Annotated in this window: 12 protein-coding genes; 8 read left to right on the top strand and 4 right to left on the bottom strand. The window is 38.9% G+C overall.

Features of this window, described 5'->3' with window-relative positions:
* The coding region (locus PZE06_RS24230) for an IS3 family transposase (protein WP_251385272.1) at positions 1-96 on the top strand (96 nt) is incomplete at its 5' end.
* Between the two features lie 60 nt (positions 97-156).
* Here the strand turns inward: PZE06_RS24230 and PZE06_RS24225 are convergent.
* From PZE06_RS24225 to PZE06_RS24215, 3 genes are read right to left on the bottom strand one after another with little or no spacing between them, the layout of a single operon-like run.
* Complete coding sequence (locus tag PZE06_RS24225; RefSeq protein WP_095311477.1) at positions 157-1245, bottom strand: Ger(x)C family spore germination protein; 1089 nt, start codon at positions 1243-1245, stop codon at positions 157-159.
* Entirely contained in the window at positions 1242-2330 is a 1089-nt protein-coding gene (locus PZE06_RS24220) for a GerAB/ArcD/ProY family transporter (protein WP_151026190.1), read from the bottom strand. The genes PZE06_RS24225 and PZE06_RS24220 overlap by 4 nt, the downstream gene beginning before the upstream one ends.
* Positions 2331-2341: 11 nt before the next feature.
* On the bottom strand, positions 2342-3823 hold the full coding sequence (locus tag PZE06_RS24215) for a spore germination protein (protein WP_151026189.1): 1482 nt from the start codon (positions 3821-3823) through the stop codon (positions 2342-2344).
* A gap of 36 nt (positions 3824-3859) precedes the next feature.
* On the opposite strand from PZE06_RS24215, the gene PZE06_RS24210 reads away from it, so the two are divergent.
* Positions 3860-4096, top strand: coding sequence for a hypothetical protein (locus PZE06_RS24210; protein WP_170943617.1), 237 nt, complete (start codon positions 3860-3862; stop codon positions 4094-4096).
* 472 nt (positions 4097-4568) lie between these two features.
* Here the strand turns inward: PZE06_RS24210 and PZE06_RS24205 are convergent, their stop codons facing one another.
* The gene (locus tag PZE06_RS24205) at positions 4569-4700 is read right to left on the bottom strand and encodes a YuzL family protein (protein ID WP_151026188.1); all 132 of its coding nucleotides are present in this window, start codon (positions 4698-4700) and stop codon (positions 4569-4571) included.
* 333 nt (positions 4701-5033) lie between these two features.
* On the opposite strand from PZE06_RS24205, the gene PZE06_RS24200 reads away from it, so the two are divergent.
* The 6 genes from PZE06_RS24200 to PZE06_RS24175 all read left to right on the top strand — a co-directional run bounded on the left by PZE06_RS24200 (position 5034) and on the right by PZE06_RS24175 (position 12554).
* On the top strand, positions 5034-7415 hold the full coding sequence (locus PZE06_RS24200) for a 3-hydroxyacyl-CoA dehydrogenase/enoyl-CoA hydratase family protein (RefSeq protein WP_151026191.1): 2382 nt from the start codon (positions 5034-5036) through the stop codon (positions 7413-7415).
* A gap of 331 nt (positions 7416-7746) precedes the next feature.
* Positions 7747-8922: an acetyl-CoA C-acetyltransferase gene (locus PZE06_RS24195; RefSeq protein ID WP_151026187.1), complete on the top strand. Its 1176-nt coding sequence runs from the start codon at positions 7747-7749 to the stop codon at positions 8920-8922.
* 60 nt (positions 8923-8982) lie between these two features.
* Positions 8983-10767, top strand: coding sequence for an acyl-CoA dehydrogenase family protein (locus PZE06_RS24190; RefSeq protein ID WP_151026186.1), 1785 nt, complete (start codon positions 8983-8985; stop codon positions 10765-10767).
* A gap of 192 nt (positions 10768-10959) precedes the next feature.
* A complete protein-coding gene (locus PZE06_RS24185) occupies positions 10960-11322 on the top strand; it encodes an arsenate reductase family protein (RefSeq protein WP_151026185.1) in 363 nt (120 codons plus the stop codon).
* A gap of 320 nt (positions 11323-11642) precedes the next feature.
* A complete protein-coding gene (gene gcvH, locus PZE06_RS24180) occupies positions 11643-12026 on the top strand; it encodes a glycine cleavage system protein GcvH (protein WP_151026184.1) in 384 nt (127 codons plus the stop codon).
* A 174-nt stretch (positions 12027-12200) separates the two neighbouring features.
* Positions 12201-12554, top strand: coding sequence for a toprim domain-containing protein (locus PZE06_RS24175; RefSeq protein WP_151026183.1), 354 nt, complete (start codon positions 12201-12203; stop codon positions 12552-12554).
* The last annotated feature ends 224 nt before the right edge of the window (positions 12555-12778 follow it).

The raw sequence follows: 12778 nt of genomic DNA, 5'->3' as shown, positions 1-12778 counted from the left end.
TATATTTACTGGTATAACAATATACGATCAAAAGAAAAATTGACTGGACTAAGTCCGGTTGAATACCGAATTCAATCCAGTCAATCAGCTGCATAATAAAAACTCTAACTTTTAGGGGTAAGCTCCTTCATGATTTGTGAATTGGACTTTTCATTGTTATTCAATGACACCTGCTTCAGCAATAGTGACATCAGGCTCTAACTTAACAATCAAATTCTGAAATTGACTGTCTGTCCAATCAGTTAGGTCAAAGTTTCGTATTTGTGTTTTCATGAAATGTCCAAAACCGATAGGATCAATTTTATTTTCTTTAAAAGATTCTATTAATTTTTTACATTCTTCATCAATTTCTTTTTCGAATTCTTTTTGTAATGAGTCAATTACTTTTGGTGTTACTTTTGTCCCTGTATATTCATTAATGATTCCATGCACCTTTATTTGGACAGTAACTTCCTTTGGAAAACGATTCGTTAATTTGAACCGATGAACTGAACGAATGCTTCGTATGGCTGCTTCGCCTTCATCGATTTTGACTCTGTGTAAACCGTTGCTATATTTGTCAACAAGAAGTCTAAAGAAGAACATTTCCTGCGGTGAGATGGTGTGAACGATTTTTCCGTGTTTAAAAAAACAAATCCCATTTAAGAGAACCTTTTCTTTTGAAATACGCTTAAGTTGTGGCATGAATGGGGTCTGCCCTTTTTGATAGTACGAAAAGAGAAATTTGTGAAGGTTAGTTTTTGGCAGATCTTCATTCTTTATGTTATTTTCAATTAAATTTGAAAAGTAGGTAGCATTCCCTCTGATCCCGTAATTTCCTTCCATTAGTTCTTTTGCTTCACCATCTACTACTGCTAAATAAAGTCCAGATCCAACCGCAGGGTCTCTTTGGAAGGGATCAATTAGTTCAAGCACTCCTTCATTTGTTGCCAATTCTTTCGAAAACAGGACGATCTCCATACTTCCTGTGACAATTGGGTTGGCAGACTGGAGCTGAATTTCTTGCAGTACTGATTTTTTAATATGTGCCTCAGCAGTTAATGTTTTATTTTTAGGTGGTTGATCAGGCTGATAAATAGGATATAAAATCGTTCCAACAATCATTCCTTTATTAGATTTTTCTTTAGAGTGATCAAATCCAATTGATTCTATTAAATAGATTTCATCCAATATTTCTTTTTTAACACAGCCTGTTAGGAGAAGATAAATGCACAAAATGGAAATTGCTGTATAGATTGACTTCATTTCTTTTTCACCTTCTTTGCAATTAAAGTGGAAATAAAAAGCAATGGAATATAACCAAAAGTAAGATAAAAACCGACATTACTAACGAGATCGCTGAGAAAATTGATTTGAGTTCTCGTAAATAAAAGGCTTGTGCCTATTAGACAAAGAAGCGCTAAAATTGGTACAGTTTTCCTTACAGTAAATGAAAACAATCTTTTGGCTATATGGCTAGCACACCATAAAGATATACAAGCATTTGGAAGAATAACTAAGCACCAGTTTGCAATACCGATATATTCAAAACGTTCTACAAAGGGCATTGCAATGATTTTCCACATTGTCAAAGTTGGCCATATATTGAGTTGCAGCTGCTTCTCCGGAAAGTATGCAAAGGTTAAAACCGTTAAATAAAGACAAAGAAAAGTAGTGTATAAAATGGCTAAATGACCCCATTTTTTTGATTTTTCAGGCTCTTTTATGAAAGGGTAAAAAACAAGTAGTGTTTCAAAACCAATAACAGTTAAAGACATATTTTTGCTAGCAGTAAGAATATCTTTAATCGAATGCTCAAAAATAGGGAGCATATTATCGAATTCTGAATAGGGAATTGTAAACAGAAATATTGCCAGAATGTAAGAAGGGAGAACAATGCTAAAAAAGGCAATTCCTGTTATCGTTCTGAATCCTCCGAAATTGGCATAGACTACTACTGCTAAAAATACTAGTGCAAACCAAAAGGTTTCTAATGTCGGAAACATCCATACTTGTACAATCTCAATATATGTTCTCAAAACCATGACAGTTAGCAGGGAAAAATAAATGATAAAAAAAGCACTCAGTATTTTACCTATCGTCTTCCCAAACACAAAGCTGTGAATAGAAACAATATCTCCGTCAACGATTTTGAGCATTTTATACATCATCCAAAGTAAAATATGGATTCCTATACCAGTTATAATGACGGAAATCCATCCATCATAACCGGCATATTTGGCGATAATTCGTTGAAAGCCGAGAACCCCGATACCGAACTGCATACTATTAATGATAAAAAATACGAGAAAGGGCGACACTTTTTTGTTTTCAGGAATGCTCATGCTCATAAGGAAGCCCCCTATTCATCAATATCTTTTTTTTCTTTTGCTTTTTTCGCACTTATGCGTTCAGGTTTTTTAGAATTTAAAAACAATGGCCTTTTCGTTTGGTGTTTAAAAGATAATCGAATTAAGGCATCTTTAAAATCAACTCTTCTTGGTGGATATAACGGTTCAAGGTATGGTCTGCCTAAAGAGGTTAGTCGGCTTAAATGAATCAATAAAATACAAAAACTCAGGACGATGCCTAGAAAGCCCCATAGTTCAGCAAAAAATAAAAATGGGAAGCGCAGTAAACGAATGGTGTTACCCATACGATAAACGGGAGTTGTAAAGGAAGCCAAAGCAGCTAGTGCAATAATGATGAGCAACACATTACTTGTAAGCCCCGCTTCAACACTTGCAGTTCCAATGACAATTCCTCCAACAATACCGATTGTTTGGCCAACTTTTGTTGGAAGCCTGGCTCCAGCCTCTCTAAGCAATTCGATTGTAAGTTCAAGAAAGAGCGCTTCCAGAATGGGGGGAAAGGGAATCGCCATTCGTGAAGCTACAAGGGCATTTAAAAGATCTCTAGGAATTAATTCGTAATGATAGCTTAAAGTAGCAACATAAACCGGTGTTACTAGTATGGAGAACATTACCGCAAAAAAACGAATCAATCGGAAGAATGAAGAAATGAACCAGTTTAGGAAATAGTCTTCGAAAGAACTGAAAAACTCGACTAATGTAGTTGGACCAATAAGTACATGTGGTGATCCATCGACGATAATGGCAACCTTCCCTTCGATAATGCTGGATGAGACCCGATCGGGCCTTTCCGTATCTAGAAGTTGCGGAAAAGGTGAATTTTGATTATCCGATATTATTTGAATGATATAGGAGCTATCGGTGATCTGATCAAACTCAATTTCCTGAAGGCGCTGCCGTACGGTGTTAACATTCTCCGTATTCGCCATATTTTCTAAATAGAGTATGGCGACTTTTGTTTTAGAGTATTTGCCGATCGTTTGTTCCTCGATGATGAGATCCTTTACCGGAATTCTTTTTCTTACTAAATTCAAATTTTGTTCGATCGATTCAACAAAGGATTCTTTTGGCCCAATAACACTGAATTCAACTTCCGGTACACCAATGGTTCTGCCGACTTCTTTGTGAGCTCCTAAAAAACAGTAGTTATTCTTTTCTTTTTCAAGTAACAGAACGACAAAACCATTAAAGAGCTTTTTTTCTATTTCTAATGGATCTTCAGAAAACTCAATCTCTTCAAGCGGAACTATTTTTTTAACATCCTCTAAACGGTGAAAATTTCCTTCTAATAGAAATGGAAGAATACTTTCATGAATGATTTTTTCCTCCACCATTGTAGACATAAACATTAATGAAAAATGTTCTTCTGTTTGCTCATTCATGTACTGTACATGTTTAAAGTCATTTGATTTTTTTAGAATCTTTACAAGCTCTTGCATTTTTTGATTTTTTTTCAAAAGTGGACTTTTCATAGAATGCATTCTCCTAAGAATAAGGATATGAAGTTATTGTTTCCTGATTTGGTAGCATTATCCGAAGAGAATATGAAAAAAGTCCGTAAAAATACGGACTTCATATTGTCGACAAAAGGTAGTGAGAAGCCTTTCTCGTTACCTTTTGTTATTTTTTCGTTTAGGAATGGTGGGAAAAAGGCTGATTTCCGCTTCGGGCGCTTGCTTTCCGGGGGGCGGGCGGTGAGCCTCCTCGTCGCTGATGCTCCTGTGGGGTCTCACCTGTCCCGCTAATCCCCCAGGAGTCAAGCGCCCTTCGCTCCAATCCGCAGTTATATTCTTAAAACTTTGACTCAAAATTTATTTAGAGTCAAAGTTAAGCAACGAATCCCAAAAATGTATTATTATAAAAACACCATTTTAAATAAAACGACTCGACCCCGCCCGCGAAAAAGCGTCCACCCGGAGTGGAAATCTAACCACATTGGTGTTTCATCTATATTTTAAAATAAAAAAGTCCGTAAAAATACGGACTTTTTAAACGAAGGGGGGCCCAATTTAAGTTGAGGGGGTAAATTGAGCCTAACATCTATGATTAGGAAAGGTACTCGCTATGAAAAGGCACAGTCAATGCCGTTCCTACAGTTGGTAATGATAATCATTATCAACTATATCTTTATAATAATGCCATTTAAAGAGAATGTCAACAAAATCAGTAAAATTTTTTTCATGTGGGTTGGTTAAACAGAATTGTTGAGCAAACGATTTATCTTTTAAATTGATTATTTTGACTGTTCTTCTTATCCTTGTCGCCTATCTCAGCTCCTGGCCCTGCATTTCCTTGAACACTGGCCGCACTGACTCCAGCCTTTGATGGATCCTTTTTTCGCTTTGCCATATAAGCACCTCCACAAATAAGATTTAATGTTAACATTCCCGTTAACTATAAAATTATATAAAAAACAAACTTTCGAAAAAATTTAAAAATTACGCATCTAATTATTGCGGAAAAAGTACAAATATTTTATGATGATAGTAACAGATACCACTTAATGGTGGTTATTTCTATGTAAAAGCAGGCGGAACACCTCTTTAGTATCAACATCGTTTAAAAGTAAAGTTCATAGTTGCCTTTGCATATGAATTTTACATTCCTTGATGAAGCGATATTTTTTTTAGTTAAAAAATGAATGAGTATTCATTCAAGAACTTGAAGGAGGAGATGGAATTGATCCAACAAATCAAAAAGGCTGCCGTGCTAGGATCTGGTGTCATGGGTTCTGGGATTGCTGCTCACCTAGCGAATATAGGAATCCCCACATTATTGCTTGATATTGTGCCTCGAGAACTAACGGATGTAGAAAAAGCACAAGGCTTTACGCTAGATGATAAAAGGGTGCGCAATCGAATTAGTGAAATGGCCATCCAAAAGCTATTAAAGCAAAAACCGGCACCACTAACTTCTAAGAAAAATCTAGCCTTAATTGAAGCGGGGAATTTTGAGGATGATCTACAACGATTGAGTGACGTTGATTGGATCATTGAAGTCGTTGTAGAGAATCTCACCATTAAACAGCAAATCTTTGAAAAGGTGGATAAATACCGCAAGCCGGGAAGTATTGTAAGCTCAAACACTTCGGGAATTTCGGTGGAAGCGATGGCGGAAGGACGTTCGGAGGACTTTCAAAAGCATTTTCTCGGAACCCACTTTTTTAATCCACCACGTTATTTAAAGCTTTTAGAAGTCATTCCTACGAAGCATACCGATAAAGAAGTACTTTCATTTATGAAAACATTTGGTGAGGATGTTCTTGGCAAAGGTGTAGTAGAAGCAAAGGATACCCCAAACTTTATTGCCAATCGCATTGGAACATATGGTTTGCTTATTACGGTTCGTGAAATGTTGAATCGCGGCTATAGCGTCGGTGAAGTGGACTCTGTTACTGGGCCGCTTATTGGCAGAGCAAAGAGCGCAACGTTTAGAACACTAGATGTAGTTGGACTTGATACATTTGCTCATGTGGCAAGAAATGTGTATGACCAAGTCGAGGGCGCAGAAAAAGAAGTGTTCGAAGTGCCACCATTTCTACAGAGAATGATTGAAAAGGGCTGGCTTGGAAGCAAGTCAGGGCAAGGTTTTTTCTTGAAAAAGGGGAAGGAAATTCTCGAAATCGATCCTGCTTCTCTCGAGTATGGACCTCGTAAAAAGCTGCAAGCTCCTTCGATTGAAATGGCGAAGCAGACAAAAGGCTTAAACAATAAAATGAAAACGCTTGTATTTGCAGAAGATCGAGCTGGCGAGCTATTATGGAATATTTTTAGTCCCGTGTTTGTTTATTCTGCGGACTTACTTGGACAGATTGCAGACGACATTGTGGCGATCGATCGAGCTATGAAATGGGGCTTTGGCTGGCAACAAGGACCATTTGAAGCATGGGATGCAATTGGTCTTGAAAAATCTGTACAAAAAATGGAGGAGCAAGGTCTAGCCGTTCCAGCCTGGGTAAAAGAGATGCTTGCCCAAGGATTTACTTCATTCTACAAAGAGGATGAGCAAGGCCATTTGTATGTTTACGAAAATGGTGAGTACAAATTAGTAGAAGAGAACCCAAAAGTTATCAATCTAACAAAAATGAAGAAACAAAAAGGGGTTATCAAAAAGAATAGTGGTGCAAGCTTAATTGATATAGGTGATGGAGTAGCTTTGCTTGAATTCCACTCCAAAAGCAATGCAATCGGATTGGATATTTTACAAATGATTAACTTTGCGATCGACGAAGTAGAAAAAAATTATAAAGGTCTTGTTATTGGTAATCAGGGGAAAAACTTCTGCGTTGGTGCCAATCTGGCGATGATTTTGATGGAGGCCCAAGACGACGTATTCGAACTAGATATGGTCGTACGTCATTTTCAACAGGCAAGTTTGAAAATCAAGTATAGCCGCAAACCGGTTGTAGCTGCACCGTTTGGAATGACGCTCGGTGGCGGTGCAGAGGTTTGCTTGCCAACAGCTCATATCCAAGCTTCCTCCGAAACCTATATGGGTCTTGTTGAGGCCGGAGTGGGTCTTATTCCGGGAGGCGGTGGAAATAAAGAGCTCTACTTGAAACATTTGAACAGCTTGCCAAATGGTGTCGAATTTGATTTGCAAAAAGTAGCTAATGCTGTCTTTGAGACAATTGCAATGGCAAAGGTTTCAACTTCTGGAGAAGAGGCACGTGAACTTAATTTCTTAAACAAAGCTGATGGCATTAGTGTTAATGGCGATCACTTAATCTATGACGCCAAGCAGGTAGTTCTTGCCCTTCATGAGCAAGGCTACACACCTCCGATTCGTAAAAAAGTTCCTGTTGTAGGAGAGCCTGGGTATGCAACACTGCTACTGGGTGCGCAAAATATGTTCTACTCTGGTTATATTTCTGAACATGATATGAAGATTGCCAAGAAACTTGCCTATGTTATCGCAGGTGGAAAGGTTCCATATGGCACAGAAGTTGATGAACAGTATTTGCTTGATCTAGAAAGAGAAGCTTTTTTAAGTCTTGTTACAGAACCGAAATCCCAGCAGCGCATGCAGCATATGCTTCTTAAAGGCAAGCCGTTACGTAACTAGAGCACAGCAGGCAATGAGAAAATGAACGATTTATGCAATGTGAACAGTGAAGTTAGTTGAGCTACCATTTTTTCATGAGAATTTGTTTTGAGTCACCATATGCTGCTCTTGATTTTGTCTATTTCGTCCAAAACGAAGTTAGGCTTTAGGAATGTTCTTAATCGATTAAACGTTCGGAGGAAGGGCATTTTGGTAAGTAAATGCAAAAGCTACTCCAATTTAAATCGACGACATATCGTTAACATAAAGTCTTTCACTTTGAAATGGATGTAAAACTAGGTCAGTAGATAACGAGATTTACCTAAAAATGAGCGGAAAGAGAGGGAATAAGATGAGAGAAGCGGTAATTGTTGCGGGAGCGCGTACTCCAGTCGGAAAAGCAAAGAAGGGCTCGCTTGCAAATATGAGACCCGATGATTTAGGTGCTCTTGTTGTCAAGGAAACTTTAAAAAGAGCGGGCGGGTACGAAGGAAATATTGATGATTTAATTATTGGCTGTGCCATGCCTGAAGCAGAACAAGGTTTGAATATGGCGCGAAATATTGGCGCATTGGCAGGCCTTCCTGACACTGTTCCGGCTGTAACTGTTAATCGTTATTGTTCCTCAGGTTTGCAAACGATCGCTTATGGAGCTGAAAAGATTATGATCGGCCATGCAGATACTGTTCTAGCAGGTGGAGCAGAGTCAATGAGTATGGTGCCGATGATGGGGCATGTCGTCCGTCCCAATGCCAAGCTTGCTGAAACAGCTCCTGAATATTATATGGGTATGGGGCATACGGCTGAGGAAGTAGCAAAAAAATTCGGAATAACACGAGAGGATCAGGACGCCTTTGCTGTACGCAGCCATCAAAGAGCAGCTAAGGCAATTCAAGAAGGGAAGTTTGTAGACGAAATTGTCCCGGTCGAAGTAACAAATCGTTATGTAGATAGCAAAAACAAACTTGTCGAAAAAACATTTACTTTTAGTGAAGATGAAGGGGTTCGCCCTGAATCGACGGTGGCAACATTGGCTAAATTACGACCGGCCTTTTCAGTAACAGGTTCTGTTACCGCAGGTAACTCCTCACAAACAAGTGATGGTGCTGCAGCTGTGCTAATAATGGATCGCGAAAAAGCGGAAGCACAAGGACTAAAGCCGCTTGTTAAGTTCAGATCCTTCGCTGTTGGTGGCGTACCACCCGAAATTATGGGTGTAGGCCCCGTTGTGGCTATCCCGAAAGCATTGAAGCTAGCTGGACTAGAACTGTCTGATATTGGTCTATTCGAATTAAATGAAGCCTTTGCATCGCAATCTCTTCAAGTCATTCGCGAACTTGGATTGGATGAAGAAAAGGTGAATGTTAACGGAGGGGCCATTGCTCTTGGACATCCGCTTGGCTGTACAGGTGCGAAGTTAACATTGTCCTTAATACATGAAATGAAGCGTCGCAATGAACAATTTGGCGTCGTCACAATGTGTATCGGTGGAGGAATGGGTGCGGCTGGAGTGTTCGAACTGCTGTAAGCAAATTAAATTTGGGGTGTCAATGATGCATCTCTTTAAAATGAATGGAGGAATTTTCGCATGTCTAATCAAACTGAAAACCTAATTAAAGGTGGAAGCTTTCTTATTGAAGATGTGAGCTACGAACAAGTCTTTACTCCAGAGGATTTTTCCGATGAGCAAGTAATGATTGCGAAAACAACAGAGGATTTCGTTGTTAATGAAGTTTTACCTGAAGTGCCGTATCTTGAAAAGCATGAGTTTGATCGTTCTGTGAAACTGTTGAAATCAGCAGGGGAGCTAGGGCTTCTTGGAGCAGACGTTCCTGAAGAATACGGTGGCCTTGCGCTAGACAAGGTAAGCTCTGCGTTAATTGCTGAAAAAATGGCGATTGCCGGTGGATTTGGAATTACCCATGGGGCCCATGTCGGTATCGGTTCTCTTCCAATTGTCCTTTTTGGGAACGAAGAACAAAAGAAAAAGTATCTTCCTGAACTGGCAACTGGAGAAAAAATTGCCGCTTATGCTCTAACAGAACCTAGCTCTGGTTCTGATGCACTTGGAGCAAAAACGGTAGCAAAGCTTAACGACGCTGGCACACATTATCTATTAAATGGAGAAAAGCAATGGATTACCAACGCTGGATTTGCGGATGTATTTGTCGTATATGCAAAAATAGACGGTGATAAATTCTCAGCTTTCATTGTTGAAAGAGAGTTCCCTGGGGTATCAACCGGTGCTGAAGAAGATAAAATGGGAATTAAAAGCTCATCAACTCGTACGCTTATTCTTGAAGATGCCGAAGTGCCAGTAGAGAATTTGTTAGGTGAAATCGGCAGAGGCCATATTATTGCCTTTAACATTTTGAACATTGGCCGTTATAAATTAGGTGTTGGTGCATTAGGGGGAGCGAAACGGGCATTAGAAATTACCATTCCATATACGAATCAGCGTCAGCAATTTAAAACACCGATATCTGCCTTCAATTTAACAAAAGAAAAAATTGCGACGATGGCGTCGAAATTATATGCTGCAGAAAGTTCCATTTACCGCACCGTAGGATTATTCGAAGATCGGATGAGCAAGCTTACTGATGAAGAGGTAAATGGAGGTAAGGCTGTAGCGGCCTCAATCGCCGAGTATGCAATTGAATGTTCTTTAGGTAAGTTTTTCAATACAGAAGTGCTTGACTATGTTGTAGATGAAGGGGTTCAGCTTCATGGCGGTTACGGATTCATGGAAGAGTACGAAATTGCCCGTGCTTATCGGGACTCACGGATTAACCGCATTTTTGAAGGAACAAATGAAATCAATCGTCTCCTTGTCCTAGGCACTTATTTGAAAAAGGCCCTTAAGGGCGAGTTACCGCTCTTCCAAAAAGCGATGGCCTTACAAGAAGAATTAATGATGCTGATGCCAGAAGAACCTGGTGATGAACCGTTAGCACAAGAGAAGCTTCTCGTTGGCAATGGAAAGAAAATCTCCTTGCTTGCTGCTGGTCTTGCTGCTCAAAAGTACGGAAAAGACGTCGATAAAGAGCAGGAAATCTTTGTAAATGTAGCTGACATTATTGCGAATGTTTACGCAATGGAATCTGCTATTTTGCGAACAGAAAAGGCAATTGCTAAAACAGGTCTTGAGAAGAATCAGCAAAAGCTTCTTTATACACAAATTTTCTGCCAAGAAGCTTTTAATAAAATCGAAGCAGATGCAAAAGAAACATTGGTGGCGGTTGAAAGTGGTGACACACTGCGGATGATGATTTCGACACTTCGCAAGCTGACTCGCCATACACCGACTAATGTCATCGCTAAGAAACGCGAAGCATCCCTTAAGTTAATTGCTGCTGAGAGATACGTATTATAAGAGTTGAGACAAAGTTATCTTTAAGCAAAGCTCCCTTCATCCTGAGGGGAGCTTTCTGTTTGAGCGAGAATTCGTTAAAGTTGCAGAAAGAGTCTATCTCGATCGTTGTGATGACCAAGCTCATATGGTACTATTCAGATATAGATGGCAAACTTTATCTAAATATGGATAATAACATAGGTAGGTGAAAACATGGCATTAACCTTTTATTGGTATCCGAAATGTGGGACTTGTCGTAATGCCAAGAAGTGGCTCGACACCCATGATATTTCGTATAAGGAAGTACATATTGTTGAAAATCCGCCTTCTCGTTCAGAGCTTGAGCAGTTATATAAAAGCAGCGGATTGGAACTGAAAAAATTTTTTAATACAAGTGGGATGAAATACAGAGAGCTTGGTTTAAAAGACAAAATGAAAACTGCTTCCGAGGACGAGCTGCTTGATATTCTTGCTTCAGATGGTATGCTCATTAAGCGCCCGTTATTGACAGACGGCCATAACGTCACTTTGGGATTTAAAGAGAATGAATATGAAAGTCTTTTTTCAGGACAATAAATATTTGGTAGCAAAATTTTGATTTAGGTTACAATAACCTTTGCTCGTAAAAAACAAGGGGATTGATGGATAAAAAACGGTCATGATGATGTGGGTTCTTTGCGAAAAACATTGGAGCGATTGGGAAAACGTCTTAAAGGCCATATTTTTCCCTTGTAAAATCACGATGATGTTGAAGCAAAAAATGCCGTGTGAAAATCAAATCTACCTCGATGCAAGGTCTGAGGTTGAAATGTCTGTTTTAAAATGTTTACAAAAAATCTTCAATCAAAACGAAAACTGGTTTAATGTAACAGTACAATTATTTTGGAGGGATTTGCATGAACACACCAAAAGAGCTGCGTTATTCAAAAGAACATGAATGGGTCAAGGTTGAAGGGGAAACAGCACGAATTGGAATTACGGATTTTGCACAATCAGAATTAGGGGACATCGTCTTTGTTGAGCTTCCTGAGATTGGGGATGAAGTTGTTGCCAATGAACCATTTGGAAGTGTAGAATCGGTGAAAACTGTTTCTGAATTGTATGCTCCTATTAGTGGAAAAGTGGTCGCAATCAACGAAGACTTAAATGACAGCCCGGAATTTGTCAATGAATCTCCTTATGAAAAAGCATGGATGATTGTCATTGAGCCGGCTAATGCTAGCGATGTGGATGCTTTAATGTCTGCTGATGAATATGCAGGCTTAATTAAAGAAGACTAAACAAAAAAATAGTAGGCGCTCCTAATTAGGGGCGTTTTTTACTAGAAACTGATAAATCGAGCATAGGACATCCAGTTCGTTACAGTTTATGGTTCATGACAAGCAGGAGAAGAACCTTTCCTACTAGAATACATATAGTGTGGCAAATACAATTTTCGTTGATGGGTGATATAGATGCTTGATTCGAACACAGAAAAGATAATCATCGTTGAAGGAACCTCTGATAAACGAAAGGTGAAAAGTATTGTAAAGGAACCAATTGAAATTATTTGTACGAATGGTACGATTAGTATTTCTCGTCTGGATGAGTTAGTTGATTATATAAGTGGCAAAGAAGTATATATCTTAGTGGATGCGGATGATGCCGGAGAAAAGTTAAGAAGACAATTTATTCGCGAATTGCCGGAGGTTGAGCATCTTTATATTGATAAGATGTATCGAGAGGTTGCAAGCGCGCCCGAGCATCATTTAGCGACCGTTCTTTTAGCAGCGAATATAGATGTGCATACAGAATATTTGGAACGTTGATTGTTGAAATAGCTGCGATTTTTTTAAATAAAATATGGATTTAACTGCAAAGTATGTACGAGTATTTGTTAATTACTGAATCGATTTTCATCAAGTTGGGGTTTGTCAAGAAAAGTGTGTAAGTTATTCTAGATACTTCTTTACACGATTCTTCAGGTGGTCATGAATTAACAGTTGATTCATGACCATAGCCCATTGTTGGATATGTCCGCCTTCCCATTTCT

It is taken from the genome of Robertmurraya sp. DFI.2.37 (assembly GCF_029211245.1).
Classification (GTDB): domain Bacteria; phylum Bacillota; class Bacilli; order Bacillales; family Cytobacillaceae; genus Robertmurraya; species Robertmurraya methanolica_A.
This window is presented reverse-complemented; position numbering and strand designations above follow the sequence as displayed.

Excerpts from the sequence above, each read along its gene's own strand:
- PZE06_RS24225 (WP_095311477.1), bottom strand. The coding sequence starts at position 1,245 with ATGAAGTCAATCTATACAGCAATTTCCATTTTGTGCATTTATCTTCTC.
- PZE06_RS24220 (WP_151026190.1), bottom strand. The coding sequence starts at position 2,330 with ATGAGCATGAGCATTCCTGAAAACAAAAAAGTGTCGCCCTTTCTCGTA.
- PZE06_RS24215 (WP_151026189.1), bottom strand. The coding sequence starts at position 3,823 with ATGAAAAGTCCACTTTTGAAAAAAAATCAAAAAATGCAAGAGCTTGTA.
- PZE06_RS24205 (WP_151026188.1), bottom strand. The coding sequence starts at position 4,700 with ATGGCAAAGCGAAAAAAGGATCCATCAAAGGCTGGAGTCAGTGCGGCC.
- PZE06_RS24195 (WP_151026187.1), top strand. The coding sequence starts at position 7,747 with ATGAGAGAAGCGGTAATTGTTGCGGGAGCGCGTACTCCAGTCGGAAAA.
- PZE06_RS24190 (WP_151026186.1), top strand. The coding sequence starts at position 8,983 with ATGTCTAATCAAACTGAAAACCTAATTAAAGGTGGAAGCTTTCTTATT.
- PZE06_RS24185 (WP_151026185.1), top strand. The coding sequence starts at position 10,960 with ATGGCATTAACCTTTTATTGGTATCCGAAATGTGGGACTTGTCGTAAT.
- gcvH (WP_151026184.1), top strand. The coding sequence starts at position 11,643 with ATGAACACACCAAAAGAGCTGCGTTATTCAAAAGAACATGAATGGGTC.
- PZE06_RS24175 (WP_151026183.1), top strand. The coding sequence starts at position 12,201 with ATGCTTGATTCGAACACAGAAAAGATAATCATCGTTGAAGGAACCTCT.